The organism is Flavobacterium sp. GNP011, from assembly GCF_056428925.1.
Genome location: NZ_JBWJVJ010000001.1, coordinates 256,999 through 274,080, shown reverse-complemented (window position 1 = coordinate 274,080; position 17,082 = coordinate 256,999). Strand labels below are relative to the sequence as shown.

Below are 17,082 nucleotides of genomic sequence, written 5' to 3'. Positions count from 1 at the left end.
TACAATTATATACTTTGGTTTAAAATGCGCTCAATAATAATTGGGAAAAATTCTTGCTCTAGTTCATGAATCTTTTCGGCTATTGTTGCAACAGTATCTTCTGCTGATAATGCAACACTTTGCTGTGAAATTATAGCACCTTCATCGTAATTTTCATTCACATAATGTACTGTGATTCCCGTTTCTAATTCCTTATTATCAAGAACTGCTTGATGTACATACATTCCATACATTCCTTTTCCACCATATTTAGGTAATAATGCGGGGTGAATGTTTATGATTTTATTAGGGAAGGCATTAATAATATTTGAAGGAAATTGGAGTAAAAAACCAGCTAAAACAATCAAATCTGGTTGGAGAGCTTGAACTTTTTGTAGTACTTCATTTTCAAATAATTGTGTTTTGGTAAAAATCTCTATTGGTAAATTGTATTTTTGAACTCTCGTAATCACACCCGCTTTAGGATTATTTGTAAAAACTGCAACAACAGCTGCAGAGGTTGTTTTTTCGAAATATTGAATAATATTTTCAGCATTTGTACCCGATCCGGAGGCAAAAATCACGATTTTTTTCATAATTACATTCTATTTGAAGCCACAAAAAAAAGCATAATAATTGAAAATAAATAACATTGTGACACCTTTGTCAAAATATATTTCATAAATTAGATGTCACATTTATTAACTAAATAGTTGTTTTAAAATAAAGTTTTTTATTTTTGCCAACAAATTAAATTCTAAAATTAAAGATTATGTCAGACATTGCATCAAGAGTAAAAGCGATTATCGTAGACAAATTAGGCGTTGACGAAAACGAAGTTGTAACAGAAGCAAGCTTCACTAATGATTTAGGAGCTGACTCATTAGACACTGTTGAGCTTATTATGGAATTCGAAAAAGAATTTGATATCCAAATTCCAGACGATCAAGCAGAAAACATCGCTACTGTAGGTCAAGCAATCTCTTACATCGAGGAAGCTAAAAAATAATAAATCAAACACCCGCTTGCATTCATGTGAACGGGTGTTATTATTTTTTTAAATATTAAAATTAAGATTGAACTTCAATCCAAAAGATATTATTGTATTACCCATAGCTATTTTGTAGTATTTTATACAGTATCAGCGTGGGTTTTATTTGTTTAAAGATAACATAACAAAGAATTTATGGAATTAAGAAGAGTTGTAGTAACAGGATTAGGCGCTCTTACCCCTATTGGAAATACTGTACAAGAGTATTGGGACGGTTTGATTAAAGGCGTTAGCGGAGCTGCACCTATCACTTACTTTGATGCCTCTAAATTTAGAACTCACTTTGCATGCGAGGTTAAAAACTTTAATGTTGAAAATTTCATTGACCGTAAAGAAGCCCGTAAAATGGACCGATACGCTCAATATGCCATGGTTGCATCTGAAGAAGCAGTAAAAGATGCCGGTTTTGATATGGAGAAAATTGACAAAGACCGCGTGGGTGTTATTTGGGGATCAGGAATTGGCGGATTAGAGACTTTTCAAATTGAAGTTCTTAATTATGCTTCAGGAGACGGGACTCCAAAATTTAATCCTTTCTTTATTCCAAAAATGATCGCTGATATTGCAGGTGGACATATCTCCATTAAATATGGTTTTAGAGGACCTAACTTTACAACTGTTTCTGCATGTGCTTCTTCTACAAATGCCATTATAGATGCTTTCAATTATATTAGACTTGGCCATGCCGATGCTATGGTTACAGGTGGCTCTGAAGCTGCGGTAACAATTGCTGGTATGGGAGGTTTTAATGCTATGCATGCACTATCAACAAGAAATGACGATCCAAAATCGGCCTCAAGACCAATGGACAAAGACAGAGATGGTTTTGTTCTAGGAGAAGGAGCAGGTGCCTTGGTTCTTGAAGAATACGAACATGCTGTTGCTCGTGGCGCAACTATTTATTGCGAAATAGGTGGCGGCGGTATGTCTGCAGATGCTTACCACATTACAGCTCCACATCCAGAAGGACTTGGTGCTAAAAATGTAATGCTAAACTGCCTTAGAGATGCTGGATTAAAACCTACTGATGTAGATGGGGTAAACATGCACGGAACATCAACTCCACTTGGTGATATGGCAGAGTCAAAAGCTATTCTTCACGTATTTGGCGAACATGCCTATAGCATGAATTTAAATTCTACAAAATCAATGACAGGTCACTTACTAGGTGCTGCAGGTGCTGTAGAAACTATATCTGCTATACTTTCTCTAAAATACGGCTTAGTACCTCCTACTATTAATCATTTTACAGATGATGAGAACATTGACTCAAAATTGAACTTTACATTTAACAAAGCTCAAAAAAGAGATATGAATGTAGTGATGAGCAATACATTTGGCTTTGGAGGTCATAATGCATGCGTTTTGGTAAAAAAATTAGACATCTAATTGTATGAACATAATTAGAAAAATATTTAAAAAATCCCGTTCGGCTACAGACGGGATTTTTTTTGATTCTATCCAGAAAATTCTTGACTTCCCTCCCTTAAACCTTGAATTTTATACCAAAGCTTTCACCCATAGATCATCTAATAGACTTGATTTATCTGGCAATCCCATCAATTATGAACGATTAGAATTTTTAGGAGACGCTATGTTAAGCGCAGTTATTGCTGCTCATTTATTCAATGAAGCACCAGCAGGTGATGAAGGATATCTTACCAAAATGCGCTCTAAAATTGTAAGTAGAGAACATTTAAATGAACTAGGGAAAGACTTAAATTTAATTCAATTTATAGAAAGTAAAGTTCCTGTTCAACATTTTGGAGAAAATATTCATGGCAATATTTTTGAATCTCTAGTAGGTGCCATTTACCTAGATAGAGGCTACGAATTTTGTGAAAAATTCATTAGAAACAGAGTAATTACTCCTTATGTAGATATTGCACGTCTAGAAGGCAAGGTAATTAGCTATAAAAGCTTAGTAATTGAATGGTGTCAAAAAGAGAAAAAAATATTTCATTACGATATTTTTGATGACAACTCTTTTGATGGACAACGTTTTTTTGGCGTTAAACTTAGTATTGACGACAAAGTCATTGCAAAAGCAAGGGCTACCTCTAAAAAGAAAGCAGAAGAAAAAGCATCCCAACGCGCATATTTTGCATTTCAAGAAAAAATGGACAGAAAATAATACAATTTTCTATAAAACTATATCGTTTTCGTTCATAAATTAACAAAAACATCTTATTTAGAAGACTATACACTTCAATAGAAATGCTATATTTACATCTTATTTTTTGATGAAATGGCAAATCTTAAACTTAATTTAGGTGAATTTGATGCAATAGACTATCATCTTATTGCTATACATACCTCATTAGAAGATTATCGATTGGCTTATTTTATCAATCAAAAATTACCTATCAATTTGAGTAAATGTAGCAATGAAATTCAAATTAAGATTAAGGAGGGAGAAACAAATTTTTCAAGATTTTTCTATGAAGGTCCTGAAAATGAAATTTCTTGGGATTTAATCCAAAATAAAAATGAAGTGCTACAAGAGAAACAAAAAGAATTTTCTCAAAATTTATTTTCTGATATCAAGATGGATGTAGCTACAAAAGTATTTTTATTACCTGAGTTTAAAAAAGTAGACTACTTTTTTAAAATTGAAAATACAGATGACACCTTGAATTTAAACGAAATAAAAACACTATTAAATACCATAAATAAAGTTTCTGCGGTTTACAGCGTAGAGACAACTAAAATAAAATCTAAAAACAATTTAATTTTTTAATACAAATGCTTACAAACAAAAAAACTAAAATTGTAGCTACACTAGGGCCAGCATGTAGTACAAGAGAAACCATCAAGGACATGATTGATGCAGGAGTCAATGTGTTTCGTGTAAATTTTTCGCATGCAGACTACGAAGATGTAAAAGAAAAAATAAATATTATTCGCGGGTTAAACAAAGAGTTTGGTTATACAACAGCAATTCTTGGTGATTTACAAGGTCCTAAATTACGCGTAGGTGTTATGGAGGAAGGCGTTGTTGTTCATGATGGAGATTTAATAACATTTACCACAGCCGAAGATATTCTTGGTACTGCAAAAAAAGTATTTATGAAGTATAAAAACTTTCCAAATGATGTAAATCCTGGAGAAAGAATATTACTTGATGATGGGAAACTTATTTTTGAAATTGTTGAAACCGATAAAAAATCTGAAGTAGTTGCAAGAGTCATACAAGGTGGGGAACTTAAATCTAAAAAAGGTGTAAACTTGCCTAATACAAAAATCTCTCTTCCAGCTATGACTGAGAAAGATATTGAAGATGCTATTTTTGCCATTGGACAAAACGTAGATTGGATTGCATTATCATTTGTAAAAACGCCACGAGATTTACAAGATCTACAAGAATTAATAGCAGAACATTCTGAGTATAAAATTCCTATTGTTGCAAAGATCGAAATGCCTGAAGCATTAGAGAACATTGATAAAATTGTAGCCTATTGTGATGCACTTATGGTAGCTCGTGGAGATTTAGGAGTAGAATTACCAGCTCACGAAGTACCTTTAGTGCAAAAAGAATTAATACGTAGAGCAAAAACAGCTCGAATCCCAGTAATTGTAGCAACCCAAATGATGGAGACTATGATTACAAGCTTGACTCCTACGCGTGCAGAGGTAAATGATGTTGCAAACTCTGTAATGGATGGCGCAGATGCAGTAATGCTTTCTGGTGAAACTGCAACCGGTAACTACCCTGTTCAAGTTATTCAAAAAATGACTCAAATTATTGAAGCAGTTGAAGATTCTCCGCTAATTCAAGTTCCACAAAATACCCCTCAAATTAAAACCAAACGTTTTATTACAAAAACTATTTGTCATCACGCTGCTACTATGGCTAATGTGATTAAAGCAAAAGCTATTTGTACCCTTACTAACAGTGGATACACAGCCTTTCAAATTTCGGCTTGGAGACCCAATGCACACATTTTAGTTTTTACTTCAAATGAAAGAATCCTTACTCAACTTAATTTATTGTGGGGAGTAAAATCTTTCATGTATACAAAAGATGTAAGTACTGATGATACCGTTACTGATGTAAACGAAATTGTAAAACAAAAAGGCTTTGTTCAAAAAGGAGATTTCCTTATCAATCTAGCTGCAATGCCTATTAAAGATAAAGGAATGGTAAATACCATGAGAGTATCTGAAATAGAGTAACAGTAATTACAGCTTAGCTAAACCATCCCATATTATGTGGATGGTTTTTTTTGTTAAAAAAGTAAAATCGTAGGTATGAATTTACATGAAATACAATTATATTTGAAAGTATAAAAAACATAAAAATTATGAGTTTGAATTCAAATAATCCGTTTTTAAATAGTAAAAGGTTTTCAACAGCTGTTTCAAAAAGTGAAGAGATAAATCAAGCAACAATCATTGATTACAATGATGAAATGACCATTTCTGGCACAATAAACAAGAGCTTACTATTGTTTATGATTCTAATCGGATCGGCTACGGTAATATGGTGGCTTACTTTTAACGGAATGAATCCACTTGTTCCTGCAATTGGCGGTGCCGTAGTAGGTTTAGTACTTGTGCTTATAGCCGCTTTCAAACCTCAATACTCGCCTTATCTTGCTCCCGGTTATGCTATTTTTGAAGGTTTATTTATTGGTGCAGTATCCGCTATTTTTGAAGCTTTGTATCCTGGCATTGTGCTTCAAGCTGTTGGTGCTACTTTTGTAACATTTATGATTTGCCTGGTTCTGTATAAGTACAAAATTGTACAAGTTAATGAACAATTCAAATCGATTGTAATTGCGGCAACACTAGCCATAGGGACTTATTATTTAATTTCTTGGTTACTGTCAATGTTTACTAGCTTTGTTCCTGTACACTATGGTAATTCTTGGATAAGCATAGGAATTAGCGTGTTTGTGATTGTAATTGCCTCTTTAAATTTATTTTTAGATTTTGATCAAATAGAAAAAGGAGTTCAGGAAAAAATGCCAAAGTACATGGAATGGTTCGGCGCAATGGGATTAATGATTACTCTGGTATGGCTTTATATTGAATTTCTTAGATTGCTTAGTAAACTCAACAGTAAAAACTAATGCTGTTTAAATCAAAAAAACCTTTCCAAGACTTATTTTGGAAAGGTTTTTTTTATGCTGCTCTTTCAAAGGCTATGTAATGGCTTAACTCTCCTCTGTTATTAAATAAAGGATATCCTTTTATTAAACAGGCGTAGACATCTCCATTTTTTTTATAATTCATTACTACATTCTCAAAAGGTTCTTGAGCATCTATAGCTTTTTTAATCTCACTTGATGTAATTTTATTAGTAACTTTCCCTTGAAACATTTTAGGGCTTTGACCAAGGACTTCTTCCTCTACATAACCATTCATTTTTACAAGATTGTGTGAGGCAAAAACAATCTTAAGATTAGCGTCGGTTACAATAACAACATCATCTCTTAAAATGGATTGCAAATCCCAATCGGTATTTTTCCATTTATTTCTTGCTGCCAAATCTTTTATTCTAGCAGTATCTATAAAGGTGTTCTGCAGTCCTCTAGTGTATTCATGATGGAAATCAAAAGAGTATAACGGCAAAGTTTTGATGCGCATGCAGTTATAAAATCTCGCAAATGCGTCGTCGTATTGTGATAAGTTACTCATGTTGTTTACATTATTTGTCAAAAGTAAATTTATTTATAATGAAAAAATATTATTTTACCAACTTTAACCATTGTTCAACTACAAATGAGAGGTTAGAATTCAAATTTTAATTGAACAACCACAAACTTTTTTTCATCTGTATTTAAGTTATTCATTGAAATCCCTAAAAGTCGTACTGAATTTTTAAGCCGTTCTTGATACAATAATTCTTTAACAATTTCTAAAATAAGAGATTTATCCGCAATAAAATAAGGTAACGTCTTGCTTCTTGTTTGTTGTGTAAAATCACTGTACTTAATTTTTAAAGTAACCGTTTTACCTGAAACCTGATGTCTTTTTAATCTTTTTTCTAATGAGGCCGCTATTAACTCTAACTTTTCAATCATAAAAATTTCTGAGGTTAGATTTACATCAAAGGTATGTTCCGCCGCCACTGATTTTGCTATTCGGGAACTTTTTACAGTGCTATTATGTACACCTCTAACCACATCATAATAATAGTTCCCCATTTTACCAAAATGCTTTTCTAAAAAGGCTAGTGATTTATCTCTTAGCTCTAATCCAGTAAAGATGCCTAGTTGATACATTTTCTCAGTAGTAACTTTACCAACTCCATAAAATTTTCTTATTGGTAAAGATTCAAGAAAAGAAATCACTTCTTCAGGATTAACTGTTTTCTGACCATTTGGTTTGTTAAAATCACTAGCAACTTTGGCAACAAATTTATTAACAGATATCCCTGCAGATGCCGTAAGTCCTACTTCATTAAAAATCCGTATCCTAATTTCTTGAGCTAATAAAGTTGCACTCGGATTTCCCTTTTTGTTATGGGTTACATCAAGGTAGGCTTCATCCAGAGACAATGGTTCAACAAGATCAGTATAATCGTAAAAAATTTTTTGAATTTGTTTTGAAATTTCCTTGTACCGGTCAAAACGTGGTTTGACAAATATAAGATCCGGACAGTTTTTCTTAGCTACAATCCCACTCATAGCACTTTTAACTCCAAATTTCCTAGCCTCATAGCTTGCTGCAGATACAACTCCACGTACCTCAGAACCACCAACAGCAATAGGTTTACCTCTTAAAGTAGGATTATCCATTTGCTCCACTGATGCATAAAAGGCATCCATATCTACATGGATAATTTTTCTATTTGACATTTTGTCTTGCATCCAAGTCGTAGATTATTCAATTACTTAAACTTTTTTATGACTATCATCTTTAGAATAATCTATCTGTAAATAGTTTTCAATAACGGCAGTTTTATTTTTACTCTCAGTTGGAAAAAAGAAACTTAAGGGTTTCGATTTAAAATGCCTCCAAATAGAGATTGCTATAGGCCTCAACTCTAACCAAGACATTCCTCTTGAACGAAAAGCGAGACCTAAGGAAAGACTAAAACTAATGGTAAAATTGATTAAACCAATGATTCCAACACCAAAAATACCCCAAAATAACATAGTTTGACTTACTTGATAATTAGATCCATATAATGCTAAAGCAAGATTACCACTAGCAAAGGTAATGTGTCTAATGTCTAGTGGTAAACCTAAAAACAAACCAAATGAAGCTGTACTACCCATAAAAATACCAAACCAAAAATTTGAAATAATACCAGCCCAGCGTTTTTCATATAATTTCGAAAGCGCTAAAGTTCTTTTTATACCAAGGCTGCGTTTCAAAAAAGGATTCTCAGCAATTCTATAATAAACCTGATTGTGTTTGTCTCTATTTGCAACACTACCAGAAATAATACCCGATAAAAATAAGAAAACACCAGCTATAGCGGCATGCAACATAGCTAGGGAATGTATTGGACTTAAATCTTGAACTAAACTTTCCCATTTTGATCCAGCAATATTATATTTAAAATAATAATCTATGATCCATATACCAAATAACGAAACCGGAAATGCAATAAGTACGTTTCCAATAAAGGCTATAAATTGAGAACGAAAAACTCTAGCAAATAAAATGGCAAAAGCCGTATATTTTTCAATTTCTTTCCCTTTTTTTGAAACACCATCCTCTAAAGCCTTTATCAATGCTGATGCTGTCATTGCCGGTTGCTTTGTGGCTAATGTAAATCCCAAAACATAAATTAAAATAAATCCAAATGCATAATTCATACTATATAAAAAAGCATGACCAAATAGACTGGTTTCTACTTTTGAAAGAGCAATTTTAATTAAGCACAATATTCCTACTATAAAACCACCTCCTATGGCAGTCCGTAACATCTTAAAATATTCTTTTCGGGTTTCGGTTATGTAGTGTTCACCTGTTTTAGCAGTATGTTGAGTGATTTCGTAAGATAAAAGCTGTGTACTCTCGGCAATAAATTTTCGAATATTACTCTTATAACAGTTAAACTGAATTAATTGTATACCAAGTCGTATTGTGTTTGTTGTAGTTCCATTTACATCCGAAACAACAATTAAGGAAATTAAAAATTCCAATCGTTCTAACTGTTGTTTTATTTTTAATAGATTTTGATTCACCCGAAGCGATATCCCAAACTTACTACTATTATGAAACGCCTTATTTACAAAATCTAAACATTGTTTATGCAAGACTAAAAGTTGTTGATAAGACAAATCATCAGGAGTTATAAAATGTTCTTTTAATTCTTTTATTCGATCCTCAATCAAAAATAATTCTTTTTCGAAAGCAGAAAAAGGGCTTTGTAATTGCTCATATTCAGGGACCATTTTAATCACTTCTCTTTCCATGGCTCTACCACTAACACGTTGCGTTATAACATGCATCGACATCATAACCTCAGATAAGGCAAAATTAGTGGGTCCTAAATCGTAAATAGTTTCTAATTCTAATAAATTGAATAAAGACTGTAACTGTATAATCGGAATATTACTAACCCAATCTCCATCTGTTGGTAAATAAAATATTTGATTTAAAACAAACTCCAAGCTGTCTTTTTCTGGTTGAAAAGGAAGAAACTTAGCTACAATTCGTTTCTTTAATTCAAAAATAAAATCTACATCCTGCAATATAGCTGCATCTGAAAGTACCGAATTAAACTTTAAATCCTTTAAAACTAATTTCAAATACAAGGAGAATTGCTCACAAAGAGATGGATTTTGTTCTAAAAAAAAAATAAAATCCTGTAAATCAACTGTTTTGTTTACGTTTTTTCTCGAAGGCCTTACAGAACTTACCAACTGTATCAAGAGTTCATAAGACACATTAGGAATAAAACCGCTAAAGCTACTTTCAAAAAAATTTTTGAAAATAGTTTCGTAAGTAGGTATACCTGTAGATATAGAAAAAAATTTCATCAATAACAATTTATGTAAATTTACAATTCAAAAAATAGAATACACTTTCTTTGATTAAAAATTACTAATTCATAAGATAAAAAAACTAAATTTTAAAAGTAATAAAATGTAATTATGTTTTAGAAATAAGAACTTCAATTAAAAAACAATACATTTGAATAGCCAAAATCAAAAAAGCTATGATTGAAATCGAACGAAAATTTATTGTAAAAAATCAATCCTTTAAAGAAGAAATTCATACAAAAAGCGTTGTATCTCAAGGATATTTAAGTTCAAAACCAGAACGTACGGTAAGAGTACGAATCAGAAATGAAAAAGGATACCTTACAATAAAAGGAATTTCAAACGAGTCAGGAACTTCCAGATATGAATGGGAAAAAGAAATACCACTAATTGAAGCAGAAGAATTATTCAAATTATGTGAAAAAGGAGCTATCACAAAAACAAGATTCGAAATTCAAAACGGAAACCACATCTACGAGGTAGATGAATTTCATGGAGATAATGAAGGGCTAATCATAGCAGAAATTGAATTGCAATCAGAAAATGAATTATTTGACAAACCCAATTGGCTTGGTCAAGAAGTCACAGGAAATCAACGGTATTACAACTCAAATCTAAGTATTTTTCCTTTTAAAGAATGGTAATTAATTGTTTAAAACCTCAAGTGTAACAAGCATACCACCACTTCCTTTATTAGATGCAATTTCCATGAAAGCACGTTTGGTTAAATCAATTTCTCTTGATCTCACAAATGGTCCTCTGTCTATAATTTCTACAATTACTGACTTGCCATTTTTTTCATTAGTTACTCTAACTTTTGTCCCAAAAGGAAGTTTTTTGTGAGCAGCAGTAAGTTTAGAGTTATCAAATCGTCTGCCACTAGATGTTTTTTTACCATTAAATTTATCGGCATAATATGAGGCATGAGACTCTTTTTTATACAATTTGAATGTTCCCAAGTTCGCCATCATTGAATCGGCTTTTTTTTCCTGAATATCGGCAATAGCTCTTTCTTTTTTAATGGAGTCTTTTTCTATAAGACCTTTATTACTTGCTCCTTTTACAGAAGCACCTTTAGTATTAGAGACGTTCTGCTTTGTCGCTACAGATGTTTGACAAACAGCAAAACTAACCATTGCTATAAATATAAATAGAGTAATTGATTTTTTCATGTAATATGTATTAATTGAACAAAAATTGCAAAAACCATACCTAGATAAAAAAAGCTCTATTTCTAGAGCTTTTACAGGTTTTTACAACCATAATTTCCATGGAATTCTACTCAATATAAGAAGTAAACCAATACCGTAAAAAATAGAAAACATTTTAAATTTAGACTCGCTTGAAACTAATTTTTTATGCTTAGACCAACCTATAGTAATAAGAACAATGGCAATAATATTAATCAACGGGTGCTCCAATGCTAGTAATCTACTTTCTGTTGTAAGGCCACCCATTCCAACTGCTTTTATCATTTGTATTCCATTTGGGGAAACAAAATACAAAATAATTCCAACTAGTAATTGAATGTGAATTGCAATCAAAGCAAACAGTGCTATTTTACGATCTTTTGAAGTAAAATCCTTTTTAGAAAACAATCCTATTGCAGCGTTTACAACTGCAACAACTAGGATTAAAAGTGCTAGATACGCCCAGCCTGAATGAAATTTTTGAATAAAATGGTACATAAATACTTTTTTTGTTTTAACAAATATAATAAAAAAAGACATAAAAAAACCCCCATTTCATAAGAAATGAGGGTTGATTTATTTATAAGTAAACTAGTTAAACGTATAACGAACACCAGTTTGCATTTGCCATCTTGATGAGTTTAAACCCACATCATCAACTTGGTTAATATTGTTTCCAACAGTTGGATTGTAACTAAAAGTAGGTGTATTTGCATTTGCACCTGTACCAAAACCAACTTGTGTTAACAATTGAACTTGATCATTTGCAGTAAAATATCTTTTACCCCAATTTTTGTTCAATAAGTTTGTAAAATTGAAAATATCAGCAGTAATCTCGAAAGTATGTTTCTTTTTACCCACATTAACTGTGAACTCTTGAGCGAATTTAAAATCTACAACATGGCTTGTTTTTAAACGATCACCATTACGCTCAGCATAACCACCTTTTCTCTCACGTAAATATTCATTACCTTCAATAAAAGCACTTAAAGCATCCCATTGTTGTTGTGGAGTTAATGTATTAGCAGTTGTACTAACCAAAACAATATCAGACTGTTTTGCAGGGATGAAAATCAATGCTGAATTAGAAAAAGTATCCTGTAATAAACGTCCAGAGTCATTGTAAACATAACTTATTGGAGTACCTTGAGCTCCTTCATAAAAGAAACCAATTCTAGACTTTGTAAATTTACTCCATTTAATTGTAGCATTACCATTTGAAATAATTCTTCTTCCTGGATCAAAATCAGATCTTGATAATCTCAATGAATTAGCTCCATTTACAGTTTCAGTATTATTCCATTGTGAACTATTTTGAGATGAAGTAGCATCAAGTAAAACAGTTGATTTACCGTAAGAATAAGTTCCAGAGATATTACCATCAATAAAATCAGATTTGAAATTTTTAGCTAAAGTAAAAGACATATTATATGCTTTTCCTTCACTAGTATTAGACCCTAAGTATATACCTAAATATTGATTATCTACTCTTGTATTACCATTGTAACGTGGTCTTGTATCTGGACCCGTTAAGTTATTAGAAGCTGCTCTAATATTTAAATTTTCGTAAGTTACCGCACTGATGTTATCATTATATGTGATTTCAGATGTAACAACAAAACCTAAAGGTAATTTTTGATCTACAGCAAAACTTGCTTTAAATACTTGTGGTAATTTAAAATCTTTAGCAAATAAATCAATATTACCACCTCTTCCACCAGAACCTGGTCTAGGGAATGCTGTAGTGTTAGGTAATGGCGCGATTTGGCTAGCAACACTTGGATTCGGGTTGAAAACAGGCATTTGTGCAGCATTAGTAATTTGAATAGCTCCTTGAGTCACACCATTGTTGTTGTATGTTCCACCTGGCCATACAAGAGGCAATCTTGAAGTAAAAATACCCGCACCACCTCTAAATTGAGTTAACTTTTTACCATTTAAATCATAGTTAAAACCAATACGCGGAGCAATATGTGCAGTTGTATTGATGCGCTCACCTACTACAGCTCCTTGCAAGTTTTTACCCGCAGCTTGTAACAATGGAATTGTTCTGTTGTTGAAATCAGCATTACCCAATCCGTCTTCCCATACAGGGATATCAACTCTTACGCCATAAGACAATTTAAAATTATCAGATAACCTCATATCATTTTGTGCATAAAAACCAAATTGTTTAGTACCAAATTCAGCAGCACCTAATGATCCGTCTCCTTCACCTCCTATTAAAGAGTAGTTCAATTGAAATCTATTCGGTCTTCTATCTAATAAGAAATCGTCTAAGTTTGCATAACGGTATGAACCGAAATTATTACCAAAAAATACATTTTTAGATTGTGAAAACTCATTATGAGTACCTAATGTAATTTTACTTATTCCAGCATTGATTTCAAAATTATCCGTGATTGTTAATATTTTCTGATCTAACAAGTTTGCAGTTGAAAAACCTTCAGCTCCAAAAAATATACTTTGGTTAGCTCCATCAAAAATTTGAACAGTTGGAAATGGATTACCAGCTGCATCTCTATCATCCGCTACATTAGTGTAAGCTACTACCAAGTTATTTGAAAATTTATTTCCAAATCTTGAGTTCAATTCTAATGAGGTAGAATTTGTAACTGAATTAAACAATTGACTACCATTCTCAAAACTAATAGCAGTTGCTGATGAACGACTTGGAGAGAATTGTTCTGCTTTTACATAACTGTGTTTAAAAGATAACTTGTGATTATCATTGATGTTCCAGTCAATTTTACCAATTAATTTATCACTTACTAATGTACGAACATTACTATTGAAATTACCTGGATCATACCCGTAAGAAGCTAATTTCGTTCTTAACTCTCCCAATCTATTTGCTGACAATCCTGTATAGGTTGACAATTCAAATGGTTGAGGAGTTTCGTTGTCTTGTCTTTCATAGTTAATAAAGTAAAATAATTTATCTTTAACTATTGCACCACCAGCACGAACTCCGTAAGTCAAAGCAGAAAAATCTCCCAGTTTTTTTCTTCCAGCTGTACCAGCTAATGACGGAGGAGTTTTACCTGAGATTGACTCATTACGGTTTAAGAAATAAGCAGAACCCTCAAAATTATTTGTTCCTGAACGTGTAATAGCACTGATGGCACCACCAGCAAATCCTGACAATTTTACATCATAAGGAGCAACACTCACTTGAAATTGCTCAATAGCATCAACAGAAATTGGACTTACTCCAGTTTGACCTCCATTGGTACCATTTGCAGCTAAACCAAAAACGTCATTACTTACAGCTCCATCAATATAAATTGCATTAAATCTGTTGTTTTGTCCACCAATTGATAAAACATCATCACCTCTTAATTGAGCTTGTGGTGTCAACCTTGCAAAGTCAGAAATATTTCTTGATAACGATGGCAAAGCTTTAATCTTATCAGAATTAATAACAGTCTGAGCACCGGTTCTTTGAGAATTAAAAGTATTATCTCTTGAAGCTCTTACAATAACTTCTTTTAATTGATTTGACTCTTCAGCTAAATTAATTTTAAAAGTTTTGTTTTCTCCTAACTGCAAGTAAACATCACTGTCTTCAAAGTTAGCGAAACCTACAAATGAAATTGTAATTTTGTACGGACCACCAACTCTCATGTTTGAGATTCTAAAATTACCCGTGTAATCTGTAGATGCTGAATAGCGAGTACCAGATGGTGTGTGTACCGCAAGAATTGAAGCTCCCGGTAGGGTTAACTTATCCTTATCATATACACTACCACTAATAGAAGAATTAGTGTTACCTTGTGCATAACTGCTTGCTGCTGTAAGCAACAAAACGGATAACACAAAAAACGCTTTTAATAATTTTTTCATATTGATTAGTTTATTAATATTTGGCAAAATTATAACAAATTTAGTTAAGTAAGTTAACACAATGTTAAGAATCCAAGTTTGTGAAAATAAGAATTTAATAAAAATCAACAAATTTAAATTTTATGGGCTACTTTATGAATTAAATTTAACAAATATGCTAGATCTATAATTATTCGTCAAAAAAATCAATGCTTCAGAAATAGAAATATTTATTCACATTCTTTTTATTTTTTTAAATTAAAAAAAAACGTTAAATCTTACTATTCAATGCGATATAAATGCTATTGATTTTGATAAGATCTAACGTTTTTTGAAAAAAATATTGCTTACTCTAGAACTTAGTTAAAATATTTATTTTTTAAAAAATGATTTAATAAGAAAGTGGTAGAACTATCATGACTTTGAATTTCTTTTGTAGCAATCTCGGCTAAAATAGAATTTGCTAATTGTTTTCCAAGTTCAACACCCCATTGATCAAAACTGAAGATATTCCAAACAATTCCTTGAACAAAAATCTTGTGTTCATATAAAGCAATTAACGAACCTAAAGTATGCGGGGTTAATTTTTGAATCAAAATTGTATTTGTAGGCTTGTTACCTGTAAAAATTTTAAATGGTAATAGGAATTCTACTTTTTCAGCTGGTATTCTTTGAAGATCAAATTCCTTTTGAACTTGCGTGGCAGATTTTCCGTGCATCAGCGCTTCTGTTTGGGCAAAGAAATTGGACATTAACTTATCATGATGATTGGTATCTCCATATAAAGGAGTAACAAATCCGATAAAATCAGCTGGGATTAATTTTGTCCCTTGATGTATCAATTGAAAAAAAGCATGTTGTGCATTGGTACCCGGTTCACCCCAAATGATTGTGCCTGTTTGATAATTAACTGGCTTTCCATCTCGACCAACACTTTTACCATTACTTTCCATGGTACCCTGCTGCAAGTAAGGTGCAAATTTTTGCAAGTACTGGGTGTAAGGAATCAAAGCTTCACTTTCAGCACCAAAGAAATTATTGTACCAAACGCTCAACATCGCCAATATAACAGGCATGTTTTTATCAAAATCAGCTGTCTTAAAATGCTCGTCCATTTCATTAGCGCCTTTCAACAAACTGTCAAAATTATCATACCCTATTGATAAGCTGATAGTAAGACCTACCGCACTCCATAAAGAGAAACGACCGCCAACCCAATCCCACATTGGAAAAACGTTGCTGGCATCTATTCCAAAAGCAGTTACTTTCTCAAGGTTAGTTGAAACTGCAACAAAATGCTTGGCAACATCTTCTTGTTTTGCTGATTTTAGAAACCAATCTTTAATAGTTTCTGAATTCGTTAAAGTTTCCTGCGTGGTAAATGTTTTTGAAACAATTACAAAAAGCGTTGTCTCTGGATTTAATTTTTTTATGATCTCTTGAACATGATCACCATCCACATTTGAAACAAAATGAACGTTAAGATGGTTTTTATAAAACTGAAGAGCCTCGACTACCATTGCTGGACCCAAATCTGATCCTCCAATTCCAATATTTACGATATCTGTAAAAGGTTTTCCTGTAAAACCAGTTCGTATACCCGAAACAACTTCGTTTGTAAATCCTTTTATTTTATTTTTTACTTCATATACTTCAGGCATTACATTTACGCCATCTACATTGACCACTGCAGATTCAACAGCACGCAAAGCAGTATGAAGGACCGCTCTATTCTCGGTTTTATTAATCACTGTACCATCAAAATAATCAGCAATAGCAGCTTTAAGTCCAACTTCATTTGCTAATTCTACTAATAACTGAACTGTTTCCTGATCAATAATATTTTTTGAGTAATCTATTAAAAAATCATTCCATTGAATATTCAATTTTTCAGTCCTAGCCGGGTCTGACTCGAATAAATCTTGAATTGTTGCCTTTTGCATAGATTGAAAATGCAGTTCAAGTTTTTTCCAAACATTAGTATTTGTTGGATTAATTGTATCTAAAGCCATTTAAAATGTATTTTTTAGTAGTAATTAAATTTTGGTAAAAATACTCAAATTAGTTTAATGATTAAAAACCCGATTGT

At 32.3% G+C, this 17,082-nt stretch carries 15 protein-coding genes; 7 read left to right on the top strand and 8 right to left on the bottom strand.

Going from position 1 to position 17,082, the window contains the following annotated elements; genetic code table 11:
* Positions 1-5 precede the first annotated feature (5 nt).
* A complete protein-coding gene (purN, locus tag AC061E_RS01200; RefSeq protein WP_478284630.1) occupies positions 6-575 on the bottom strand; it encodes a phosphoribosylglycinamide formyltransferase in 570 nt (189 codons plus the stop codon).
* 176 nt (positions 576-751) lie between these two features.
* Between purN and AC061E_RS01195 the strand changes: the two genes are divergently transcribed.
* From AC061E_RS01195 to AC061E_RS01170, 6 genes are all read left to right on the top strand, one after another.
* A complete protein-coding gene (locus AC061E_RS01195) occupies positions 752-988 on the top strand; it encodes an acyl carrier protein (RefSeq protein WP_007137004.1) in 237 nt (78 codons plus the stop codon).
* Between the two features lie 177 nt (positions 989-1,165).
* Positions 1,166-2,419 (top strand): beta-ketoacyl-ACP synthase II, encoded by a 1,254-nt coding sequence (fabF, locus tag AC061E_RS01190; RefSeq protein ID WP_478284629.1) that lies wholly within the window; start codon positions 1,166-1,168, stop codon positions 2,417-2,419.
* 4 nt (positions 2,420-2,423) lie between these two features.
* Positions 2,424-3,164: a ribonuclease III family protein gene (locus AC061E_RS01185; protein WP_478284628.1), complete on the top strand. Its 741-nt coding sequence runs from the start codon at positions 2,424-2,426 to the stop codon at positions 3,162-3,164.
* A gap of 114 nt (positions 3,165-3,278) precedes the next feature.
* Positions 3,279-3,770: an IPExxxVDY family protein gene (locus tag AC061E_RS01180; protein WP_144890372.1), complete on the top strand. Its 492-nt coding sequence runs from the start codon at positions 3,279-3,281 to the stop codon at positions 3,768-3,770.
* 5 nt (positions 3,771-3,775) lie between these two features.
* Positions 3,776-5,206 carry a pyruvate kinase gene (gene pyk / locus AC061E_RS01175; protein ID WP_478284627.1) on the top strand — a complete coding sequence of 477 codons (1,431 nt, stop codon included), beginning with the start codon at positions 3,776-3,778 and terminating at the stop codon, positions 5,204-5,206.
* Positions 5,207-5,334: 128 nt separating this feature from the next.
* Positions 5,335-6,105, top strand: coding sequence for a Bax inhibitor-1/YccA family protein (locus AC061E_RS01170; RefSeq protein WP_478284626.1), 771 nt, complete (start codon positions 5,335-5,337; stop codon positions 6,103-6,105).
* Between the two features lie 52 nt (positions 6,106-6,157).
* Here AC061E_RS01170 and AC061E_RS01165 read toward each other — a convergent pair whose 3' ends face one another.
* From AC061E_RS01165 to AC061E_RS01155, 3 genes are all read right to left on the bottom strand, one after another.
* Complete coding sequence (locus tag AC061E_RS01165; protein WP_478284625.1) at positions 6,158-6,673, bottom strand: PAS domain-containing protein; 516 nt, start codon at positions 6,671-6,673, stop codon at positions 6,158-6,160.
* A gap of 92 nt (positions 6,674-6,765) precedes the next feature.
* On the bottom strand, positions 6,766-7,836 hold the full coding sequence (dinB, locus tag AC061E_RS01160; RefSeq protein WP_478284624.1) for a DNA polymerase IV: 1,071 nt from the start codon (positions 7,834-7,836) through the stop codon (positions 6,766-6,768).
* 36 nt (positions 7,837-7,872) lie between these two features.
* A complete protein-coding gene (locus AC061E_RS01155) occupies positions 7,873-9,975 on the bottom strand; it encodes a transporter-like protein (RefSeq protein ID WP_478284623.1) in 2,103 nt (700 codons plus the stop codon).
* 179 nt (positions 9,976-10,154) lie between these two features.
* Between AC061E_RS01155 and AC061E_RS01150 the strand changes: the two genes are divergently transcribed.
* Positions 10,155-10,622 carry a CYTH domain-containing protein gene (locus AC061E_RS01150; RefSeq protein ID WP_478284622.1) on the top strand — a complete coding sequence of 156 codons (468 nt, stop codon included), beginning with the start codon at positions 10,155-10,157 and terminating at the stop codon, positions 10,620-10,622.
* Here AC061E_RS01150 and AC061E_RS01145 read toward each other — a convergent pair whose 3' ends face one another.
* The 4 genes from AC061E_RS01145 to pgi all read right to left on the bottom strand — a co-directional run bounded on the left by AC061E_RS01145 (position 10,623) and on the right by pgi (position 17,005).
* On the bottom strand, positions 10,623-11,150 hold the full coding sequence (locus AC061E_RS01145) for a septal ring lytic transglycosylase RlpA family protein (protein ID WP_478284621.1): 528 nt from the start codon (positions 11,148-11,150) through the stop codon (positions 10,623-10,625).
* Between the two features lie 81 nt (positions 11,151-11,231).
* The gene (locus tag AC061E_RS01140; protein WP_478284620.1) at positions 11,232-11,666 is read right to left on the bottom strand and encodes a hypothetical protein; all 435 of its coding nucleotides are present in this window, start codon (positions 11,664-11,666) and stop codon (positions 11,232-11,234) included.
* Positions 11,667-11,759: 93 nt separating this feature from the next.
* Entirely contained in the window at positions 11,760-15,014 is a 3,255-nt protein-coding gene (locus AC061E_RS01135) for a TonB-dependent receptor (RefSeq protein ID WP_478284619.1), read from the bottom strand.
* Between the two features lie 338 nt (positions 15,015-15,352).
* Entirely contained in the window at positions 15,353-17,005 is a 1,653-nt protein-coding gene (pgi, locus tag AC061E_RS01130; protein ID WP_478284618.1) for a glucose-6-phosphate isomerase, read from the bottom strand.
* Positions 17,006-17,082: the final 77 nt, after the last annotated feature.

Bases quoted from the DNA above. Each gene is read 5' to 3' on its own strand.
- pyk (WP_478284627.1), top strand. From the start codon at position 3,776: ATGCTTACAAACAAAAAAACTAAAATTGTAGCTACACTAGGGCCAGCA.
- AC061E_RS01170 (WP_478284626.1), top strand. From the start codon at position 5,335: ATGAGTTTGAATTCAAATAATCCGTTTTTAAATAGTAAAAGGTTTTCA.
- AC061E_RS01140 (WP_478284620.1), bottom strand. From the start codon at position 11,666: ATGTACCATTTTATTCAAAAATTTCATTCAGGCTGGGCGTATCTAGCA.
- purN (WP_478284630.1), bottom strand. From the start codon at position 575: ATGAAAAAAATCGTGATTTTTGCCTCCGGATCGGGTACAAATGCTGAA.
- AC061E_RS01135 (WP_478284619.1), bottom strand. From the start codon at position 15,014: ATGAAAAAATTATTAAAAGCGTTTTTTGTGTTATCCGTTTTGTTGCTT.
- AC061E_RS01150 (WP_478284622.1), top strand. From the start codon at position 10,155: ATGATTGAAATCGAACGAAAATTTATTGTAAAAAATCAATCCTTTAAA.
- dinB (WP_478284624.1), bottom strand. From the start codon at position 7,836: ATGTCAAATAGAAAAATTATCCATGTAGATATGGATGCCTTTTATGCA.
- AC061E_RS01195 (WP_007137004.1), top strand. From the start codon at position 752: ATGTCAGACATTGCATCAAGAGTAAAAGCGATTATCGTAGACAAATTA.
- AC061E_RS01185 (WP_478284628.1), top strand. From the start codon at position 2,424: ATGAACATAATTAGAAAAATATTTAAAAAATCCCGTTCGGCTACAGAC.
- AC061E_RS01165 (WP_478284625.1), bottom strand. From the start codon at position 6,673: ATGAGTAACTTATCACAATACGACGACGCATTTGCGAGATTTTATAAC.
- pgi (WP_478284618.1), bottom strand. From the start codon at position 17,005: ATGGCTTTAGATACAATTAATCCAACAAATACTAATGTTTGGAAAAAA.
- AC061E_RS01180 (WP_144890372.1), top strand. From the start codon at position 3,279: ATGGCAAATCTTAAACTTAATTTAGGTGAATTTGATGCAATAGACTAT.
- AC061E_RS01155 (WP_478284623.1), bottom strand. From the start codon at position 9,975: ATGAAATTTTTTTCTATATCTACAGGTATACCTACTTACGAAACTATT.
- AC061E_RS01145 (WP_478284621.1), bottom strand. From the start codon at position 11,150: ATGAAAAAATCAATTACTCTATTTATATTTATAGCAATGGTTAGTTTT.
- fabF (WP_478284629.1), top strand. From the start codon at position 1,166: ATGGAATTAAGAAGAGTTGTAGTAACAGGATTAGGCGCTCTTACCCCT.